Below are 20303 nucleotides of genomic sequence, written 5' to 3' on the forward strand. Positions count from 1 at the left end.
GGGCAGCGAACCCATGAATCACACGTTTGATAAAGTGGTCTGGCAGGAAGGGATGTTTTTAAGTCCTCAGCATTTCCAGCAGCAGGAGCGCTACCTTGAACACCACAGCCGCCAGATGCTCAGTTTTATACATCCGGGGCTGGCTGGCTTTTCCAGTCTGCGTATTGATACCGATCAGCTTAAAGCCGGCAAGCTGTTCCTGCGTGAAGCCTGTGGACTGTTTCCTGACGGGACACCTTTCGAGCTGACTGACAATCTGATCCGGGATATAGAAAGCGCCAATGCCGGAGCTACGGTTTATCTGGTACTTCCACTGTTACGTTCAAACCAGGTTGACACTGCCACAACAGAGCAGCTTTCCAGTGCCATACGAAACAAAAGTTTTGACCGCACCGTCAGGGACAGCACAAACCACGACAACGACGCCGTTGAACTGGAACTCTGCCTTCTGAACCCCAGCCTGATGCTGGACAGTGAACCTCTGGACGATTACACCACTCTGGCTGTTGCACGTATTCAGGAATTCAACTCCGACAGCGAGATCCTGCTGGACAGAACTTTTATCCCCCGTTGCATGGACTACCGGGTTTCCCGTTACCTGCTTGAGCAAGTACAGAACATGCAGGCCCTGATGCAGCAACGCGCAGCGCAGATTGCGGCACAGATCGGGCTGGAAGGTGAGCAGAAAAGTTTCCAGACCATGCAGATTGCCTATATGTGGCTGCAGTCCCTGAATCGCTATGGCGCCTGGCTGAAGCAGATTGAACATCAGGCCGGCGTCAGCGCTGCGCAGCTTTACCAATGCCTGGTTTTGATGGCTGCCGATCTGTCCACCTTTACCACTACCCTGGCACCGGACTTCCCGGTGTTCGATGAAAACAACATATACGCCTCGTTCGCGCCCGTCATTTCCTGCCTGTTACTGAACCTGCGACAGGCCAGCAAAGAGAAAGTCGTGACCATAAGCTGGGATAAAAGCCTGTACAAACGCCGTCGTTTATTGCGCTGCCAGATTGATGACCGCACCCTGTTCAACGACGGGCGTTTTATTCTTGCGGTTTCATCCAGCCTGGGTTCTCAGATAACACGCACAACCTTTACATCAGCGGCTAAACTCTGTGGTCACAACCGTATTGCAGAACGGGTACGTAATGCTCTGTCAGCCGTTCCCCTGAACCCACTGCCTGCGGTCCCCCTGGAGCTGAGAATTCAGCCAAACACCGTGTATTTTGAAATCGATACCGGAGACGCGTTGTGGCAGGAAATGATCCGAACCCGTGACAAACTGGCGCTGCATGTGGACGAACAGATGCCAGAAGATACTACCATTGAGTGCTTTGTCATTCGCTAACCGGAGCCTTTATCATGAGTACCGGGGACAACACGAATACCGGGGGCAATGTTTCTTCTGAACAGAGCCAGTGCGCAGATACGAAAGACCTGCTGACCCATTTTTCCGCAACCAGCAACCAGCTGATCAACCTGTCTGCGGAACTGCTGGCTATCCTGACTACTCTGTCGCAACAGAAAAACAGCCATAACCTGCCCGAACTACACCAGTACCTGTTGAAATGCATGAGCCATTTACACAACAACGGCCTGCGATCCGACTACTCACCCCGGTTGATGGAAAAAGCCTGTTACGCCCTGTGTGCTGCCTTTGACGAAGAAATCATGAATACCAGCTGGGGGCAGGCTGCCTACTGGGAAAATCACAGTCTTGTGGCCCAGCTGTTCAAACAGCGAAATGCCGGAGAGGTCTTTTTTATCCTGCTGGAACAGGCCCGCCAGAACACCCGTCGTATGATTGACTTCATTGAGCTGCTGTATGTGCTTCTTCGTCTGGGGTTTAAAGGCAGGTATATGAATACCGATGGACACGCACTGGCACAACTGTGCAGTGACTTATACGAGGACATCTGCAAATACCGGGGCGAAAGCCCCTTACCGTCGTTGCCAGTAACAACCAGTCCATTTCGACCCCTTCGCCAGGCATCCACCCTGCGCTTCCTTCCGGTAATACTGGCTATTCTGGTGACCTGTGGCGTACTGACTCACCTCTGGATCAAAAACGCAAACCAGGATTACAGCGACAGTCTTCGTTTACTGACCGTTTCGCACTCAGCCGGGGTCGGGCCGGATTCAGATTCAGCTTCTCCCTCTCAACCCGCCAACCCCACCTTCTTCACCGGGAGCCCGTCGGACTTAAGCAACCGCAGTAGGACAGTCTTAAATCCGGCAGGCTCCTGGTTATGAAAAAAAGCATCCTGATAGTATTTACTCTCACCGTTGTTCTGCTGATGGTATGGCTACTGCCGTTATGGGCAGGCGATACCTTTGCCTGGCTGTCCCTTCCCTGGCAGATCCTGATCACACTGGTGCTGGTTCTACCCTGGCCGCTGTACTACCTCTGGAAATACCTGCGCCGGCGCCACTCGCTGGCAGCACAAAAAGAACACGTCATAGAACAGGATGAACAGCAACGTAAACAGAAACTCAGCGAAGACTGGAAGCAGCTATGGAAAAAGTTGCATCAGCGACACGGCAGCAACCCTTATGCCCTGCCCTGGCTGATGATGCTGGGTCCCGATGGGTCGGGCAAAACAGGGTGGCTGATCGACGCAGGTTATGAACGCATCAGTGGCAAGGCGGTCAACCTGCGTTCCGGTATTGTGTTCTGGCTGGGTGAGTCTGCGGTCATCATCGAACTGACCGGACACTATTACCAGCTGAACAAAGAGTCCCAGGCGGAAGAACTGTGGCAGAACCTGATCAAGTTACTGAAAAGGAAACGTCCCAGGCGTCCCTTAACCTCAGTTATAACGGTGATGTCTTCCGAGCAACTGGTGCTTCGGCAACCCTTCGGTTTACTGGAACTGGCAAGGCAGTTGCGCTGGCGACTGATGGAGCTGAACCGGCACTTCAGGTTACAACTGCCCACATGGTTTCTGTTAACACAGGCCGACAGGCTGAATGGCTTTGCTGAATTTTTTCGAAACTGCAACCAGCAAAAACAGCTGATGCCCTGGGGGTTTTCCCTACAGGAAGGTTATCGTTCCGACCATTTTTGCCAGGCATTCAATCTTTGCCATCAGGAGCTGTGTTCATTATTGCCCACTGTGCTACAGAACGAAAAAGACGGCAATGCACGCCGGGCCATTATGCGTTATTGCCTGCAGTTTTCATTACTGGGAGAACGGTTACGCTTTTTCTGTGAAGAGCTGTTTCAGTCACAACCCCATATCCCGACACCGCAGCTGAAAGGCGTCTGGTTCAGCTCCATTGGCCAGAAGGGGAGCAGCATCAACCTGCTGGCTTCAGAGCTGGCACGTATTCACGGCTTCACCGTATTATCGGAAAGCCCACAGATACAGAACACCCAGAGCCTGTTCAACCAGCAATTTTTCAACCGGATTATTTTTAATAACATGGGAGGCGTGGGTGAAAATCCCATCGCACGCAAAATCTGGCAGCTAAAGACCGCGGCATCAATTGCAGCGCTGGTCTTTATTTTGCTGGCAGGTCTGGGATTTTGCTGGCAGCAGATCGGATACAATCAACAACTGCTTCATAAGCAGCAAACAGCAATTCGGGATTACCGGTTTGCGGTACGTCAACTGGATGATGGCAATAATAGCAACTTTGCAGACGCCGTCGCGCCTCTCAGTAAACTCAAAGAACTTAGCGACACCTACCAGAAGACGGCAACCGCCTTCTACCATCTTGGACTGATGGACTGGAACCAGACCCGGCAAATCAATGATGTCTACCAGTTCCAGCTGCAACTTCGCCTGCTTAAACCTCTGGCCGCACTGTTGCATGATCAGCTGGAGTATGCAGAGCAACAAAACAGCAGGACACTGTTTGATTCACTGCAACTTTACCTGATGCTGTTCAAACCGGATATTCGGGATACCCAACTGCTCGAAAGCCATATCCTGGGCTTACTGGCAAAGGAGAAGGTACTGGAAACCACCAACCAGATTCAGCTGACGTTGTTGTTAAAAGATCTCTGGCAGCTGAAAGACCCACGTATCAAGCCCGATATCGCTTTAATTGACCGATCCAGACAATCCCTCAGCGGGCAGCTGGACGAAAAAGTGATATACGACCATATCATCGCATTGCCACAATACCAGGGAACGATCACGATGAAAGAGTTGTTTGGCGATGACTTTGACCAGCACTTTGTGCTTAAAGACGATAAGACTCAGTCTGGACTTCCCCGGCTTTATACCCGCAGTCAATACAAAACACTCGACCTGTCACCCCTGTCGTCAATGCTGAAGCAGGAACTGGGTAACCTGAGCCTTATCAACAGGGGTCTGCCAACGGTTTCTGCGGTTGAATTAAGTCGAGTCAGCGCCAAAGTGCGGGAGCTGTATTTTCAGGATTACATCCGGGCATGGCAAAAGCTGCTGGATCGCATTGAGCTTCGTCCGGCCACCACACTGGTACAGCTCTGTAATCAGCTGTCGAACCTTTACTCAGGTGAACGCGCCCCCCTGTTCAGTATGATGGCAACGATAGCCAGTGAAACCCAGCTGGCAGATGACTCAACCAACCCGGTTGCAGCCAGCAAAACGCTGGCAACCGCTACCCAGTCTGCAAAGGTAAAAGAACTCAGTATGGCAGCCCAGCGCACAGAGGCTGTTATTACCGGGGCAGGTAATGGCCAGCCCATACCACCGGACAACCCCGCCATTGTTAATCAGGCATTCGCTGAATACGTAGGATTTGAAAAACAACAAGCCGATTCCCTGGTACCGGTGCTGTCTGCCATCGTCAAAGAGCTGCAGAGCATCAGTACACACTACAACCGAAATGTGGCTATGTATGAACAGGCGGTTCAGGTGGTTGAAGACAGGGACATTGAGCTACCCGCCCTCTGGCAGCTGACAGCAAACAGCAAAACCATTGCCGCAAAATGGTTTGAACAGGTTGCCAGCCAGTACTGGCAACAGATTATGGCTGGTGCCTCACACTATGCTCAAGACCACTGGCAGCTTAGCGTATACAGTTTTTACAGCCAGTATCTTGACCAGCGTTTTCCACTGTCAGTCAGAGCCAGCAGTAACAGCCGGATGATTGACTTTATTGATTTCTTTAAACCGAAAGGGCTGCATGACAGCTACACGACATCTGTTTTGCAACCTTTTATTCTCCGCACCGATACCGGCTGGCAGCTTAAAACAATACGGGGGCAGAAGCTCGGACTCGGAAAGCAATTCCTGAAGCAGCTGGATAATGTCAAAACTCTGCAACAGAGCCTGTTTAATGCAGATGGTACTTTACAGATTAAATACCGCATGCGCTGTACCGGGCTGACACCAGAGGCCACCGAGTTTTCCATAAGAGACAACAATGGTCGCTTTGTATACAAACACGGCCCACAACTCTGGCAGCAAAGGCTCTGGCCCAGTGATGACACTGAACAGGTAACCGTTTCTATGCTGGACAGTAGCCTGAAACTGTCACAGCAGAGCTATTCCGGTAGCTGGGCGTGGTTACGTTTTGTCTTCGACTGTCAGCAATGGCAGAACGGCAACCGGACCGAGCTGAAGTATCGCTATAAAGGTTATGATGCCAGGCTGGAACTGGATATGGATCGCCGGAGAACGCCTTTCAGCAAGACGATATACAGCCAGATAAGCCTGCCGCAGCGGATCGGACAATAACCATCCGTTATCAACCGTCTTCAGCCTCCAATGATTACAGTAGGCCAACCAGTAATAATAACCCCGCCATGGGCGGTCTCATCGCCCATTCTCGCCGCCGGACGTTCATTAATGAATACCGTTACACTGCCCATCACCACAAAATCGGGCGGCCCGACACAAATACACGGTTGCCCGACACCTGCCGCAGGCAGGCCACCTATCAGAACCGTTGACGGCATAGGCAACAGAGGACCGCCGACATGGGGAATGGGAACAACTGCCGGTGTCTGCATGGGACAGAGGTGCATATCGAGAACTCTGGCAGCAGGCCCCGCCATTTTTACCTCCCACTGCCACCGGCAGCTATGTTGACACCCAGCTTAATAAACTGTTTGAACCGTTTTTCTCCCTGTTTGCCATCCGGCAGTAATGCCGCCAGAGAGATGGCTCCCGCTACCGCATGGCTGTAAAGGTAAGCCGGTGCCGGGCTTTCAGGCGCATTCAGCGGGGTAATGCTACCCCCGCTCCAGAATACCGCCTGCGACAGCCAGCCGCAGGCATTATCCAGACCGATTTTTTTCACTTCTATTTCCGCCAGACGCCGATGGGGTTCAGTACTGTCCGTTAACCATTGATAAACCACCTGGAGGCTCCGCTGTTGTTCAGCAGGCAACGTCTCCTGCACAGTCTCAACACAACAATATCCCCACCAGATGACTTCCCGGGCAAACAGACTGTGACATAAAAACACGACCACATCCTGCCATTGATTTGTGTCGTATAACTGATTAATCAGCTGAACAGGCGACAGGTCAGGGTTAATGGATTTTCTGAAATCCGGCTCCTGCTGATACCGAACCAGAATATCGGTTGCCTTGAGTTGCGGGATTTTCTTCAACGCTGGTGCAACAATCAGCATAAATTACCTCAGTTTATTTTGGCGATCGCTCCGGACAATTCCACCAATGCCCCGGCCTTTACAGACGTCAGGGCATTGCCATTGATGGTCACCAGAGTGCCTTTCACCTCAGCATTAACCGACCCTTCCAGAGACGCTGATACCCCCCCTTTGACCTCTGCCATTACCTGAGCATCCGCCTTGACCTCAACACCACTGATCTCAACACCGGCAGGCGAGACTTTAACAGTGCTGGGACCGCAGCTGATTTCCACAGCCCCGGGAGAAAGGCTGACTTTACTGGCACCTACGGTAAACTCAACAGCGGTTTTGCCCTTGCCGGAAATGCTGGCAGCATCCAGAGACATACTCCCGGATGCCTTGCCAGTCATATTTTCCGTGGTCTCCATCTCCAGATTGCCCTGACTGTTGACTGTTGTGGCACCCTCAACTTTTAAATCGAAGCTGCCATCGGTCTGCTGCTGATACTTCCCTTTTGTCTGCAAATGGTAGTCAGCATCGGTTTTGGTAGAAAGATTTTTAGTGACCTCTGTCGACTGTTCACCCTCTACCTTGTGTGTGTCGTTTTCTTTAACCGTCCGCTCCGAAGCTTTTTCTATAAGTGTTTTATCATTGCCTGTCACGGTTCGCTCAGCATCGTTCTTGACCAGAACCTTCATATCTTTCTGGGCTTGCAGGTACACCAGTTCTTCTTCAGATTTACAGTTAAACCGCAGTTCACTGTAATGATCAGCCCCCGCACCCGGCAGGGACTTCAACCGCATCCCCTGCTCCATTGCGTTACTATAAGGCTGCTGACGTTTGCCGTTATACACGGTTCCCACCACCAGAGGCTGGTCAGGATCGCTGTCGAGAAAACCCACCAGCACTTCATCCCCCACCCTGGGAGTAAACTGGCAACCAAAACTATCTCCCGCCAAAGACTGGGCAACCCGAACCCAGCAGGAACTGTTCTGGTCACTTTTACCTTCCCTGTCCCAGTGAAACTGCAGTTTAATACGGTGGTACTTGTCCAGATAAATTTCCTCGTTATCCGGCCCCGTCACACTGGCGCTCTGTAATCCCGCCATTACCGGTTTGAGCAGACGCTGTCTGGCTTTCCAGGGAGTATCCGCAGGCAGGCAGCGAAACCGGTTGGTGTATTCCATGGAATGTCCATCTTCAACAGTGGTAAATGTATGAACGATATCACTGAGTAGCCAGCTCACCTGTTCATTGCTATCAGGGTGGTGATCCAGGTGAAATGTTGTTCCACTGGCAAAGTTAAACAGACTGCTGGCTCCACTCACCTCGCTGAATCCGGTATCAATACCCTGCATCTGCTGTGCAGAGACCGTATTGCCCGCATTTTTTTCCTGAAACCCGCCCGGGTAAAAATACTGTTGCAGATTCTTATGACGAACACTGCTGAAGGTTGTTTTGGCTTCGTCAGCCATCACCGGCTCTGCCATCTCAACGTTGTAGTCAGCCGTTACCACCGAGCCAGCACACATGCTGTAAATGTGTTCCCATTCAGTGATGGCACGTTCCAGCTTATGACTGCCTGCAAAGTATTCGACGCTGCTTTCACCGCAGTCTCCAAACAACCGGTTATTCTCCCCAATCACCAGTGTGTGTTGTTTCTGCTGCTGACGAAAAAAATAGTACCAGCCCTGGGCATTGATCAGCCGCTGGATAAAGCCCCAGTCGGTTTCATTAAACTGCACACAGTATTCACGCCGCTGGTCGTTAGAACCATTCAGTTCCAGATAGCTATGAAAACCATGTTCACGGGCGATGGTTGTAATGATCTCGCTGGTTTTCTGCTGCTGAAATACCCGACAGTTCTTTCGCTGGGATAAAAACCATGACCAGGGGGCTGCTACCAGTTCATATTGCAGATAATCCCGGCTGGACAACCTGCCAACCTGACGCACCTCTACACAGAAACCGTGAAAGAAACGTTCCCGTCGTCGTTCGGAATCCTGCAATGGCTGATAACAAAAAGAAATCGTCTGCCCCAGCAGGTCACGCTCATCCACATCCCGCGCCAGCACCAAAGCCCTGTGTTCAAACAGCTCATCCAGCCGCTCACTACTGGTTAGCCGGGAAACTATGAGTTCATTACCATTTTCCGTTGTGGCCACCAGCGGTCGTGATTCAGGGGTTATTTTTTCTGCCACTGTTGACTCCTGTTCTATTTCTTAACGGTAATGCTTCTGTAGGTTAGGTCGAGATTGAGCGGTTCACTAATCACTGAACATTGAATTCCAGCCGATGGTTCTCCAGACCAATACGAACCTGTGTAATACTTTCTCCTTTCGCCAGCCGACTCAGGCACTCTTCTGCCAGTACAGGCATCAAACGACGGTTGACCTGTTGTTCAATCGCTCTGGCTCCTGTCTGTGGGCTGTCATTCCATGCCACAAGCTGTTCAATCACGGCGTCGTCAACAATCAGCGAGGCACCATAACGGGCTTCCAGGTTTTTCTCCATTCGACGCATTACTAAACGACAGATTTTAGCCATATCAGTGTCGTTCAGTGGCAGAAAGGGAATCAGGGTAAGCCGCCCAAGGAAAGCGGGTTTGAAAAAGTGCAACAGTTCATCATTGATCACAGCAACAATATCCGCTCTGTCCGGTATTCCTTTCTCCTCATGCTCAAACTCTTCGACCAGGTCACAGATAGCCGCATCTGCAGCATTCGACGTCATAATGATAATGGTCTGACGAAAGTCCACTTCTCGCCCTTCACTGTCAGCTATACGTCCCTTATCAAATATCTGGTAAAAAATATCGTGTACACCCGGATGAGCTTTTTCCATTTCATCCAGCAACAAGACCGAGTAAGGACTGCGACGAATCGCTTCCGTCAACACACCACCCTCGCCATAACCCACATAGCCTGCCGGCGCACCAAGCAACATGGATACTTTATGTTCTTCCTTAAACTCCGTCATATTCAGTACAGTCAGATTCTGGTCTCCACCATACAATTCATCCGCCAGAGCCAGACCCGTTTCTGTTTTACCCACTCCTGACGGGCCACACATTAAAAAAACGCCAATCGGTTTACGTGGGTCAGACAGTCCTGCACGCCCTATCCGTACACTTTTACTGATTTCAGCAATGGCCTGATCCTGCCCGATTACTCTCTGCCGGAGGCTGTCTTCCAACGTCAGCAGTCGCTGAATTTCATCACTGAGCATGTCTCCAACAGGTATTCCGGTCCAGCCTGATACCACCGCTGCCACACTGTCGGCATCCACCCTGGGATACACCATGGGAATCTGCCCCTGCAGTTCCTGCAACTGTTCCTGCATCGTCTCCTGCTTTTTCTTCAGGGCTTCATTCACTTTTCCAGTCTGCAAATACTGTTCGTCAATTGCCGCTTCCTGAGTCACCAGCTCTTCAACCAGAGCCTGCTCCTTCTGCCACTGTTCCTTTAGGGTTTCGACTTCCTGAGAGACCTGTTCCAACCGCTCTTTTACGATAGTCACCTGATCCTGCTCCACAAGCCCTGCTGCCTGATCCCGGCTGAGTTCTGACAATTCTCCCAGCAGGTAGCGTTGCTGTTGCAACACCCCCTGAAGGCGCATAGGAGTCGTATGGCGGGACAGGCTTACCCGTGAGCAGGCCGTATCCAGCAAACTGATGGCTTTATCGGGCAACTGTCGTTCGGGAAGGTAGCGAATCGAAAGTCTGACGGCGCTGGTCACCGCATCATCGTGAACTCTGGTTCTGTGATGCTGCTCCAGAGTCGCAGCAACGCTACGCACCATATGAATAGCCGTTTCCTCATCAGGCTCATGGACTTTGACGGGCTGAAAGCGTCGGGCCAGGGCTGCGTCTTTTTCAAAGAACTTCTTGTATTCTGCCCAGGTGGTCGCCGCAATGGTTCGAAACTCGCCTCGTGCCAGGGCAGGTTTGAGCAGGTTCGCTGCATCATTCTGACCTGCTGCCCCTCCGGCACCAATCAACGTGTGCGCCTCGTCAATAAACACAATCACCGGCACGTCTGACTGCTTCACTTCATTGATCAGGTCTTTCAGGCGATTCTCAAACTCTCCCTTGATACTGGCACCCGCCTGTAACAGCCCAAGGTCAAGATTCAGGATTCGGATGCCTTTCAGATTGTCAGGAACATCCTCATTGATCACTTTTTGCGCCAGCCCTTCAACGACTGCCGTTTTTCCTACACCGGCGTCACCCACCAGAATAGGACTGTTTTGACGACGCCTGCACAGAATATCTATGATTTGCCGTATTTCCTGATCCCGACCGACAATTTTTCCCCCCGCACTGCTTCCCCCGGTACCAGAAGCTTTATCACTGGCAGCCGCAGCCGTCATATCGGTCGTGTATTTGCTGAGCGCCGACGCTTTTGGCTCAGCAGCCGTAGTTTCTGGCGCCTCTGCCACCTGAGCCTGTAATGCCTCTCTGGAAATCTTATGAAGTTCTTCTGTCAGAGGAGTTTCCACCATGGCAAACGAATCATTATCCAGTAACGCCAGTATCAGGTGGTGAACACCAATGGTCTGCTGGTGAAAGTTGACAGAGGCAATCAACCAGGCATCCTGAATCAGGACAACCGTGTCGTGGGATAAAGCCGGTGTGCCGTCAAAACCACCTGGCTGACGACTTAAGCGCTGTTCCAGATCGTCAATCATCGTGGTCACTGACAACTTCTGGCTGCTGATTATCTGGTTCATCGCGGCCCCGGGCTCCCGGCACAGCTGCATCAGCCAATGCTCAATTTCAACCACTTTGTGTTTACGGTTAACGCACAGTGCTGCTGCCGTTTCCAACGCCTGTCTCAACTCTGTTGACAGTCGCCCAATAAGAGTTTTCAGTTCAAGCTGTTTCATCACAGAGGAATCTCTGGTACGAATGATTTGTCCTGCCGTTCAGAGTGTTCTCTGTCCGGCAGCCCGGGATAATCCACAACGATGATCTGATCAGGATGTCTCTCAGGTATCAGGCAACTGAGCAAGCCCAGTCTGGCAGTACTGATACAGGGCCTGCTATTAAGTGTGGGCGAGGCAAGACAGCGTTTGGAACATTCAATCTGAAGGCGAAAGCGGGCTGCACCGGAAAAGTAAAGGGCACACATTTCCAGCATGGCAGGGGCTAATGAAAGGTCAGAAGTGATCGCTGTATATTCATCAGGATTTCTGGCCAGAATCACCACGTTGAGCCTGGTGTGCAACAGATAACAGCTGCGCCCTACCACCGCGTTTCGCCCAAGATGCCCTACACACCGGGTTTTATGGTCGACTCGACAGCGCATCCGGGTCAGGCACTCGGGAGCCAGCAGCAGGCGCACCAGAGGGGGGGCTTCCAGACGAATAGCGATTGAGAAATAGTCCTGAAGAATGCCACTCAACAGCACCAGACTGGTCGTTGTTCTGTGCAGAACCTGGGTGTATCGCACCAGATTATCCGGTGGTATCCATTGGGTGGGAATCGGCATGCCCAGCAACGTCAGTACTGTTTTATCCAGCAATCCACCTCTCTGGTAACGCTCTTCATAGCGCACAGACAGGCTGGAGCGATTAGCAACCATCGACGTCAGTTTCAGTGACCGGTGATTAAAGACAGTAAACAGGGCATGCAGGTCATCGTCGTCCCGAACCAGCCGCTGCTTCTGCTCCAGATCCTGATAAACATATGGCAGAACACCGTTGTAGCCAGTTAGCGATGGACAGGTGACTTTTATACGCCAGCCCCTGCGGGTACGCAGAATGTTGCTGATTTCCGCAGAGGCATAGCCATAAACCGGGTCACTGACCGCCCGAAATGCACCGCCGGTTATTTCGATGATCCTTATCGCCTGGGCAAACTGCCAGCGCCAGGGCTGCTGCTGCAGGCTGTCGCTCAACGATTGATCTGATAACCATGTCGGCGTGTACATCGCATATAGTCTCCGGAATCGCCTTTGAGACGAATGACCACTTCGATAAAACTGTGATAGCCAGCGTAACCCGCCACCAGAAAGTCAATCAGGTTCACGAACATCATGATGCTGACCTGTTTGAGCCTTGCGGGATCCAGCTCAATGATTAGCTCAACGCCCTGGGTAAAACACTGATGTCCGCCAATACGCAATGGAGCCACCAGGGGACGAGGCTGCATTTGCACCAGGGAATCAAGCCAGGCAGTACTGACCGAGTTGTTGCGCAGGCAATACACGTACATCAGCGTGCGAAAATTACTGGCAGGGTCACGGCCCTGTAATACCGAGGTAAAAGCGCCTTTCAGGTGTACGAGCAGGTTCAGACGATTCTTAATATTATGCTTACGTCGTATTCTTGCCGTTGGTCGCATCATCATTTCAGCGTCCGTTGGCAGTGCAATACTGTCAAGGCATTCCAGCCGGGGATTATCAGGTAACTCCAGAGCCTGCATCCCGTTGTTGCAGACCAGATGCGGTGACAGCACCATTGTCTGGTTTTTATTCATCTGAAGGTTCGGAAAAACGACCGACAGCTGTCCACATACATCAGTATCGGTTTCAGGCGGGTGGTAAAGCCAGAACCGGTCGTGACCTGTATCGTTGTGCTTCAGACCATACATTGGCGGCAGTACTTCTGGTTGCTCACCGGTAATGTCGAGCACCTTCTGAACCGACTGTACTTCCAGAGTGTTGACAGAATGAGTATCGGGAACCAGCTGGTAACTGAGCTGTCGGTGATCAACAACCACAGGTTCTGCAATATGCTCAAACAGGTTAATAACAGGCGCACAGCCCAGGCTGTAACGAATACCGTCAAGGGCTGACACCTGCTCATCAGCAATATCTTCCAGAAACACCAGCAGAGTAACCCGCTGACAGGAAAACTGCCGCAAAGCATTGCCAATATCCAGCAAACGAAAACCGAAAAATAACTCTGGCCAGGCAAACAGCTCCAGCATCATCTGATAATCAAGGAAGGTACTGTTTTCATGGGTTATCATGGAATCCCTTTCGGTAAACCCTACCGCTGCGAATTGTCCCATAGACAGAACAACCTGCTGTTCCTTGTCATTGACCAGAACCATCTGACAGCGATGCCGGGAAAGGTAGTCGTACATCTGAGCCTGATGCCGGGCCAGCCCCTGAAAGTGAATACTGATTTCTGAGAAGGGTGCCAGATCAGAAAAACTGCGTGAGTCATCCAGCATACTCAGCTCCAGTTTCAATAAGGCGGTTGATGATTCAGGATAATCAATGCCTGAAAAGGTAAACGGCCTTAATTCAAACTGGCTTTCCGTGATATCAAAGGGACACAGTTGCAATTCCCGTGTAGTTTGAAACCGGCAGAATTGATCTTCATTGATATAAGCCCTGAAACGGGTACCTGGAGGCAACGCTGCCACCTGCGACTGGCCACTGGAAGGTGCAATCCGGATCATGCTGGTTGAAGGCAGGGACTGCAGGCACATGGGAAAAACAATATTCAGCAGACTGTTGGAAAGCTGGGTTGACCCCTCCGCAAGCTGCCGAGACAACCGGGCATTAATCAGGGCGAAAGATTCCAGCAGCCGCGCGACATGAGGATCAGACACCGAGTTGTAGCTAACCCCCAGGTGACTGGCCAGCTGAGGGTGTTCCTCTGCAAATGCCCTCGCTTCAGTGTACAGAAAGCTCAGCTCTCGCTCGTACCAGGACATCAGGGTGTTAGGCAAAGCGATTCTCCTCTATATCCAGATGGCTGCTGGTGAGATTAAGGACCGAATCAAATACGACAGGAATCATTTGTTGTTTCTCACTCTGCAGTACACCCTCAATGCGAATAGACAGGCGATTTCCCCGTTCCCTGACTCTGTCTACTTCGACCAGAACTTCCTGCAGCCGGGGTTCGTAATAAAAGAGCATTTTCTCGATTTCCCGACATAAACGATTGTCCTGAAAATCACTATGCCCAAGATTTCTGGTAGACAGTCCATAACCGTAAAGCGAATGACATGACAATATTTCAGATTTTGCAGTTTCCCGGCTTTGCCTTGTTTCAAGCAGGTATCGGATATTGCGCCGCACCGAATGCTTCAGGTCTTCCATATTATCACCAGACGGAGCTTCCTTAAGAAAAGCAGCCAGCAGGTCTACATTCATGACGTTCACCCCTGGAACCTGGCAGCTGTTCTGGCTGCATGAATGGCAGCCAGTTCACTGGCGTCAGTTTTCAGGACGATATGAGTGTTGATCGCATCAAACTGATACTGTGGCTGCAGCTCAACCTGACAATGATAAATGCCCAGGCTGGCATCGCCTGAAATCGTTGCTGATGCATGCCTCAGAGGGTAGCGGGCCAGTATAGGCGCGTCAGCATAGTCGACATTGGACACATACCCCTGCAACCAGTCATTTAAGTCCTTTTCACAGGCTTCTGCACTCTGGTAACTACCAATACGTTCCCTGATTAATACTTTCAGATAGTGTCCAAAACGACACCCAATCAGTGTCGTCTGAATCATGCTGAGAACTCTCCAGTCATCGTTGTCCACTGGAGGCATAAAGACAGAGCGGTTGTTAAAAAAAGCCAGTTCCTGAGTCAGGTAGCAGGTTGCCAGGGGAATAAAGCCCTGTTCACTGTAAAACTCCTCAAGGCTGTCTGTAAGGCGTATCCGGGCTGCCTGCGGTAAACCGGTACGAGAGCCAATCATAGCCCCGCCGAATTCCGATTCCCTGAGAAAACCGAACCAGCGAATGCGATTAAACTCCTTCATCACATTTCCGGCAAATGCAAAGGCGCTACTGCCCCACAGGTGATCACCTCCCTTATCGCCAACTGAGTATTCATTAAAGTGAATGCGGTGATAGCAGGCCTGCCAGGGAGTCCGAAGCAGCTGTTCAGGCAGGGTCAGTCCCAGAAACCGGCTGACACCCTGTGTACGCAGATGCCGCCAGCCCACAAAGTCATTGCTGTCAAGAATACGTTTGACCCGGGCCAGGTCAGACCAGACGTTAATATCATCAGTTCCCAGAAAATTCCGGGCAACGGGCAGGATTACCGGACACAGGGCGTGCTGACCCAGCTCACCTAGCAGTTGCAGCAGGTAAAAATCATCTGAACCGCTGATTTCATCCATTTCGGATGAAACCGGATGATCCACCAGCAGCAAACCAAATGGCTGCCCTCCCAGAGTATTCAGTTCCTGCTCACAGATCAGGCGGTGCAGAACAGACGAGCGGATACTGACACCCTGATCAAGATCATTTGCCAGTTCTTCCCAGCTGAGATCCAGAATCCTGACATGTAACAGCTTTCCCACCTGATAAGCAGGAACCGCCTCCAGCATAAACCACAGACCTCTCCACAGAGCTTCCAACCGCTTGTAGGCAGGATGCTGAATGATTACATTGAGCTGTAGCGTAACCATTTCATCAATACCGGCCACCAGCTTCTGAATCAGTGCTTCAGCCTGCGACAGTCGTTTTTGTTCTGGTGAAAACAGACTCATACGTCCTGCCCTCACCCACCACCACCTCCTCCTGGAATATTCGCAACCATACGCAGCGATGTAGTCAGCTCTTCCATCTGCAGCCAGGGGCGCAGGTAGGCAATCGCTGAATAACAGCCCGGTCGCCCGGCCTGCTCTTCAACAGTAATGGTTGATTCCCGCAGTGGAGTTTTAGCTCGTGCCTCATTCCCCGCCGCATTAGCATTGGTGTATTCGCTAATCCATGTGGACAGATATTTCTCTACATCAGAAGGGTTCATGGCAGAGCCAATCTGATCCCGCCCCATAACTTTCAGGTAATGGGCGATGCGGGAACTGGCCATAATGTAGGGCAGCCGGGCAGAAATGGCGGCATTGGCTGTGGCATCTTTGTCAAGATACACTTTGGCTCTTTGCAGAGTCTGCGCCCCAATAAAGACACCGTAGTTACCATTCTTATAATGAACTAATGGCAGGAGCCCCAGATCTGAGAGTTCTTTCTCACGCTCATCGGTCAGATTGACCTGCGTTGGACACTGTTGCACCAGATCGCCCGCTTCTGACGTGTAAGTGTAGTTTGGCAAATCAGAAACTTTACCTCCATTTTCCAACCCACGAATGCTGGTACACCAACCAAAGGCACTAAACGCATCATTAATCAGTAACCCCATATCGTAGACAGCATTACTCCAGGTAAAATCGTCCATGGATGACGGTCGTCGTTTTCCATCAGCCGATTTAGGAAATTCTTCATAGCCAAAGGCTTTCACCGAACGCCCTCCTGTGCCATAAGGAGTCCGTGCCAGGGTTTGGGGCATGGTCAGGGCCACATAACGGGAATCATCACTGTCCCTGAAGCCGTTCCAGCTGGCATAAACGGGAGATTCAAAACCCGAAGCCACCGGTCTGCCTTCACTAAACGCTTCGAAGCTGCTGAACTCGAAAAGGGTAGGGCTTACCCCCCCGATAAATGGTGCATGGGAAGCAGCAGCTACAGTTCCCAGATAACGCAGCAAGGCAACATTTTCGTCATTATGATCAAACGTGTAGTCACCTAGCAGTACGCCATAAGGCTCACCGCCCGCTGTACCAAATTCACTCTGGTAAACCAGGTTAAAAAGACGACTACGGTCAATAGAGGGGGCATCTTCGAACTGCTCGATCAACTCATCACGGGTAATGTCCAGCATGCGAATTTTCAGCTGGGTACCCAGCTCACTGTTCTGCACCAGCTTACTGAGTCCACGCCATGAACCTTCCAGCTTCTGAAACTCAGGCTGGTGCAGAACCTCTGACAGCTGCATTGACATTCGCTCATCCAGCAAGTTGACCGCTTCTTCAATGGTTTTTTGCAGGCTCTTGCTCCATGTAACCGTTCCGGATAACGCCTGCTGAGTCAGGGTAGCAAGGAGCTCTCTGGTGGTATCCGGTGAAGTCTGGCTGGTTGCAGCAATAGCCCTGTCAAGAAAAGTGGCAGGAGCTTCCTGAGCCTCAGAACTCTCTGCAGCGGCAGTTTCGCCCTGTTGCTCACTCATGATTCTGCCTCCTCTCCATCAGAGCTGACACCAAGTTCCTCACAAAGGCTATTCAGTGCTTCAGTACTTTGCAGTACTTCTTTCAGTAATCTTTCAAGGTCACGGGAGCGGTCGGCATGAGCCAGCAGTTCCCGCAACTGATTGCGCACCTCCATCAACTTCGCTAACGGTTCAATTTGCTGAACCAGATTTTCAGGCTCAAAGTCCCGCATTGAGCTGAAAAGCAGCTTAACGTTAAATCCACTGTCATCGTCGGCCAGTTTGTTACTGACCCTCATATCCAGCTGCGGCCCAACGTTAGCCATTACGGTGTCGAAATTCTCCCTGTTGATATCAGTAAAGGTACGATAATCAACTTCTTCTTTCTGGTTATCAGGTTTGTCACCAGAAAATTCACCAATAACTCCAACGACAAAAGGCAACTCACGTTTTTCATAGGCTCCATTCGTTTCGACATCGTAGGTAATGCTGACACGGTTTTTGCTGACCCGTTTGTGCTGAGTACTTAGGGGCATGAGTTACTCCAGTCATCTTTAATTCAAAATCAGCTGCTTCACAGTGCGTCGGTAGCGCCACCGCCGCCACCTGTTTCGACATCGGCATGAGACTCAGCCTTGCCGGTTGGCAGGTCATAAGTAACATCACCACCTGCTTCCAACATGCCGCCTGCGGTCTCATTCCAGTGTTTAAGCAGGATTTTGCTGTAAGCTAGTGCATAACACTCGAAGGGCGTTGCCCCGTCAGCAATGTTAAGGTTGATATCGACAATACGGGCATTGCTTAACTGCAGATGAAGGTAAACTTCAGCCCCCTGCCCTGACCGATCCGGTTTGGTAATGATAATATCGACGGTATCGCCATCTTTACCCGGTACATACATCCGTGACAGGAGTACTTCAGAAGCACCATCCATCTCCTTGGTAAACGTAATTTCACTCATCGCTACCATACCTGAGTCCCGGTTCATACCATTACCGATATCCATGGAGACCGAACGAGACGCACGCCAGCTCAGGGAGCGAATAGCAAACCACCCACTCTTACTTGTCTTGTCGCCGCCAGTGTATAAAGAAGTGGCTCCTCCCTTAATCTTGTTCTTCCCCAACTTCATAAACATATTAGCCATGATAGTTTTCCTCCGTTGTCAGTGCATTAGCACTGATCAGAAAAGATCATCCAGGTTGTTAATCACCAAGTCTTCAGAGCTTGATTCTGGTTGTGACGATTCTTCGTCTGCAGATGCTGATGCCTGACTCTGACCCTGATCATTAACAACGTCAGAATCAGGCAAGTTTGCAATAGTCTCCTCTGGCTCTGCAGTTCTCTCTGGCTCCACTTCTGCTGGTAGCCCAGCTGGCTCAGGCACGGCTGGCTCAGATATGACTGGCGCAGATATAACTGGCTCAGGAATACTGGGCGCTTCCTGCCCCTGCGTGGCCAATAGAGAAGCCAGAGACATTTCCGGTTTGCCCGGAATGGGCTTTCTGGTCGTCATGTTCATACCTGTCAGATCAGTAATTCGCTCCAGAAACGCCTCATTCCCCTGAAGTAATTCATGCATTAACTCCGGTAAAGGGGTGTAGCCCCAGCGAATAGCTTTCTCCAATAAATACGACACTGGACTTTGAGGTTCTGTCTTCTGGAAAAAATCCGCCAGACGGCGCAACTGATGAAATGCCTGATTCCGTTCAAAGCCCGCTGCCAAAGAATCACCTGTCCTGCTATCCTCCAGGATTTCGCTACCATCGCCATTTGCCCCGGACTCACTATCAGACCCCGATAACCCTGTTGTTAAAGTAGCTGTTTTCTCAGAAATTTCTTGTTCCAATTCAGCCGCTTTTCGGGCATCCAGCGGCCATGGCTCAATAATTCCTTCTGTCAGGTTTTGCATGGCGTTCAGGTTGGCATCCAGTTGCTCTCTTAAAAAGCGACTACCCGGTGCGGCCATATTCAGTTCGGCAAAGCAGGACTGCAGGGTTTTATCCAGTGCGTCCAGTGCGTCCAGCACATCCTGCATGCTATTGATGCGTTTAACGATTTCATCCTCGTTGTCGAGAATGTCTGAATGCGATTCCTGAAGCTGGTTGCGAAGTTCAGCTTCATCCCGCTGATAACGGACATAATCAATGTCTCCAACCAGTGGCAGCATGCGCAGAGGCACTGCTATCTGACAGCTGTCTTCTGATTCACCAAACAGCAGTTTCAGCGGCCGTGACTGTAATTCAGCGCGTTCCCTGGCTATCCCCTGCTCGTCACTGGAACGGATTTTTTCATCCGGCAACAGGGGCTGAACATCAGGCCAGAAGGTTTGGATAACCTGTTCTATAAAGTTCAGTACACGAGCCAGACGAATGTACGGCTGATCAGAAAAGAGCTGTGCCATAGCCAGCCAGACCAGGCATTCAAGGTCCCGGGAGTTGGTCTGGAGAATATCCAGCAGCATGGCTTCCAGTTCTGACCAGTTTTCCTGATTGACAATCAGTAACTCTTCCAGCTCAGAAGGATCAGGATTCAGGGACAACTTATGCAAACTGGTCTGGGCAACGTTATAAACGTTGCGCAATGGTCTATAGAGTTGCCGGTTGGATTTCAGGTATTCACCGGAAGGGTGGTCTTCTGATACCGGCGAGCACAATACACCGGCAAGTTCCTCAGACATCAGGCCATACATGGTAGATCTTTCACGTGATGGTTTTAATCTGAAGAGTAGACTCTTTGGGAAAAGTTTGCCTGCCACAGGTAATAAAACAAATCACTATCTGTGGCAGGCTTGTTACTAAAAGTTA

15 protein-coding genes are annotated in these 20303 nt (G+C 51.0%); 3 read left to right on the top strand and 12 right to left on the bottom strand.

Features of this window, described 5'->3' with window-relative positions:
* Positions 1-13 precede the first annotated feature (13 nt).
* Genes tssK through tssM form a run of 3 tightly spaced genes read left to right on the top strand, consistent with a single transcriptional unit; the run spans position 14 to position 5678 of the window.
* On the top strand, positions 14-1351 hold the full coding sequence (tssK, locus tag V5J35_RS06280) for a type VI secretion system baseplate subunit TssK (protein ID WP_354010428.1): 1338 nt from the start codon (positions 14-16) through the stop codon (positions 1349-1351).
* A gap of 14 nt (positions 1352-1365) precedes the next feature.
* Positions 1366-2256 (top strand): type IVB secretion system protein IcmH/DotU, encoded by an 891-nt coding sequence (gene icmH, locus V5J35_RS06285; protein ID WP_354010429.1) that lies wholly within the window; start codon positions 1366-1368, stop codon positions 2254-2256.
* Entirely contained in the window at positions 2253-5678 is a 3426-nt protein-coding gene (tssM, locus tag V5J35_RS06290; protein WP_354010430.1) for a type VI secretion system membrane subunit TssM, read from the top strand. The genes icmH and tssM overlap by 4 nt, the downstream gene beginning before the upstream one ends.
* A gap of 20 nt (positions 5679-5698) precedes the next feature.
* Here tssM and V5J35_RS06295 read toward each other — a convergent pair whose 3' ends face one another.
* The 12 genes from V5J35_RS06295 to V5J35_RS06350 form a co-directional block, all read right to left on the bottom strand.
* A complete protein-coding gene (locus V5J35_RS06295) occupies positions 5699-5998 on the bottom strand; it encodes a PAAR domain-containing protein (protein WP_354010431.1) in 300 nt (99 codons plus the stop codon).
* Between the two features lie 2 nt (positions 5999-6000).
* Complete coding sequence (locus V5J35_RS06300; protein ID WP_354010432.1) at positions 6001-6579, bottom strand: DUF6931 family protein; 579 nt, start codon at positions 6577-6579, stop codon at positions 6001-6003.
* An 8-nt stretch (positions 6580-6587) separates the two neighbouring features.
* Entirely contained in the window at positions 6588-8741 is a 2154-nt protein-coding gene (locus V5J35_RS06305) for a type VI secretion system Vgr family protein (RefSeq protein ID WP_354010433.1), read from the bottom strand.
* Between the two features lie 70 nt (positions 8742-8811).
* Positions 8812-11427, bottom strand: a complete 2616-nt coding sequence (gene tssH / locus V5J35_RS06310; RefSeq protein ID WP_354010434.1) for a type VI secretion system ATPase TssH — start codon at positions 11425-11427, stop codon at positions 8812-8814.
* Complete coding sequence (locus tag V5J35_RS06315) at positions 11427-12473, bottom strand: type VI secretion system baseplate subunit TssG (RefSeq protein WP_354010435.1); 1047 nt, start codon at positions 12471-12473, stop codon at positions 11427-11429. The genes tssH and V5J35_RS06315 overlap by 1 nt, the downstream gene beginning before the upstream one ends.
* A complete protein-coding gene (tssF, locus tag V5J35_RS06320) occupies positions 12437-14227 on the bottom strand; it encodes a type VI secretion system baseplate subunit TssF (protein WP_354010436.1) in 1791 nt (596 codons plus the stop codon). Before tssF ends, V5J35_RS06315 begins: the two co-directional genes overlap by 37 nt.
* Complete coding sequence (gene tssE, locus V5J35_RS06325) at positions 14220-14654, bottom strand: type VI secretion system baseplate subunit TssE (RefSeq protein ID WP_354010437.1); 435 nt, start codon at positions 14652-14654, stop codon at positions 14220-14222. Before tssE ends, tssF begins: the two co-directional genes overlap by 8 nt.
* 5 nt (positions 14655-14659) lie before the next feature.
* Positions 14660-16003: a type VI secretion system contractile sheath domain-containing protein gene (locus V5J35_RS06330; RefSeq protein WP_354010438.1), complete on the bottom strand. Its 1344-nt coding sequence runs from the start codon at positions 16001-16003 to the stop codon at positions 14660-14662.
* Between the two features lie 11 nt (positions 16004-16014).
* Positions 16015-17517: a type VI secretion system contractile sheath large subunit gene (gene tssC / locus V5J35_RS06335; RefSeq protein WP_354010439.1), complete on the bottom strand. Its 1503-nt coding sequence runs from the start codon at positions 17515-17517 to the stop codon at positions 16015-16017.
* Positions 17514-18032, bottom strand: a complete 519-nt coding sequence (gene tssB, locus V5J35_RS06340) for a type VI secretion system contractile sheath small subunit (protein ID WP_354010440.1) — start codon at positions 18030-18032, stop codon at positions 17514-17516. Before tssB ends, tssC begins: the two co-directional genes overlap by 4 nt.
* A gap of 38 nt (positions 18033-18070) precedes the next feature.
* Positions 18071-18643, bottom strand: a complete 573-nt coding sequence (locus tag V5J35_RS06345) for an Hcp family type VI secretion system effector (RefSeq protein WP_354010441.1) — start codon at positions 18641-18643, stop codon at positions 18071-18073.
* 36 nt (positions 18644-18679) lie between these two features.
* Entirely contained in the window at positions 18680-20176 is a 1497-nt protein-coding gene (locus tag V5J35_RS06350; RefSeq protein WP_354010442.1) for a type VI secretion system protein TssA, read from the bottom strand.
* Between the last annotated feature and the right edge of the window lie 127 nt (positions 20177-20303).

Origin of the sequence: Endozoicomonas sp. NE40 (genome assembly GCF_040549045.1) — a bacterium.
Lineage (GTDB): Bacteria > Pseudomonadota > Gammaproteobacteria > Pseudomonadales > Endozoicomonadaceae > Endozoicomonas_A > Endozoicomonas_A lisbonensis.

Coding starts and splice junctions, on each gene's coding strand:
- tssK (WP_354010428.1), top strand. CDS start 14: ATGAATCACACGTTTGATAAAGTGGTCTGGCAGGAAGGGATGTTTTTA.
- icmH (WP_354010429.1), top strand. CDS start 1,366: ATGAGTACCGGGGACAACACGAATACCGGGGGCAATGTTTCTTCTGAA.
- tssM (WP_354010430.1), top strand. CDS start 2,253: ATGAAAAAAAGCATCCTGATAGTATTTACTCTCACCGTTGTTCTGCTG.
- V5J35_RS06295 (WP_354010431.1), bottom strand. CDS start 5,998: ATGGCGGGGCCTGCTGCCAGAGTTCTCGATATGCACCTCTGTCCCATG.
- V5J35_RS06300 (WP_354010432.1), bottom strand. CDS start 6,579: ATGCTGATTGTTGCACCAGCGTTGAAGAAAATCCCGCAACTCAAGGCA.
- tssH (WP_354010434.1), bottom strand. CDS start 11,427: ATGAAACAGCTTGAACTGAAAACTCTTATTGGGCGACTGTCAACAGAG.
- V5J35_RS06315 (WP_354010435.1), bottom strand. CDS start 12,473: ATGTACACGCCGACATGGTTATCAGATCAATCGTTGAGCGACAGCCTG.
- tssE (WP_354010437.1), bottom strand. CDS start 14,654: ATGAATGTAGACCTGCTGGCTGCTTTTCTTAAGGAAGCTCCGTCTGGT.
- V5J35_RS06330 (WP_354010438.1), bottom strand. CDS start 16,003: ATGAGTCTGTTTTCACCAGAACAAAAACGACTGTCGCAGGCTGAAGCA.
- tssC (WP_354010439.1), bottom strand. CDS start 17,517: ATGAGTGAGCAACAGGGCGAAACTGCCGCTGCAGAGAGTTCTGAGGCT.
- tssB (WP_354010440.1), bottom strand. CDS start 18,032: ATGCCCCTAAGTACTCAGCACAAACGGGTCAGCAAAAACCGTGTCAGC.
- V5J35_RS06345 (WP_354010441.1), bottom strand. CDS start 18,643: ATGGCTAATATGTTTATGAAGTTGGGGAAGAACAAGATTAAGGGAGGA.
- V5J35_RS06350 (WP_354010442.1), bottom strand. CDS start 20,176: ATGTCTGAGGAACTTGCCGGTGTATTGTGCTCGCCGGTATCAGAAGAC.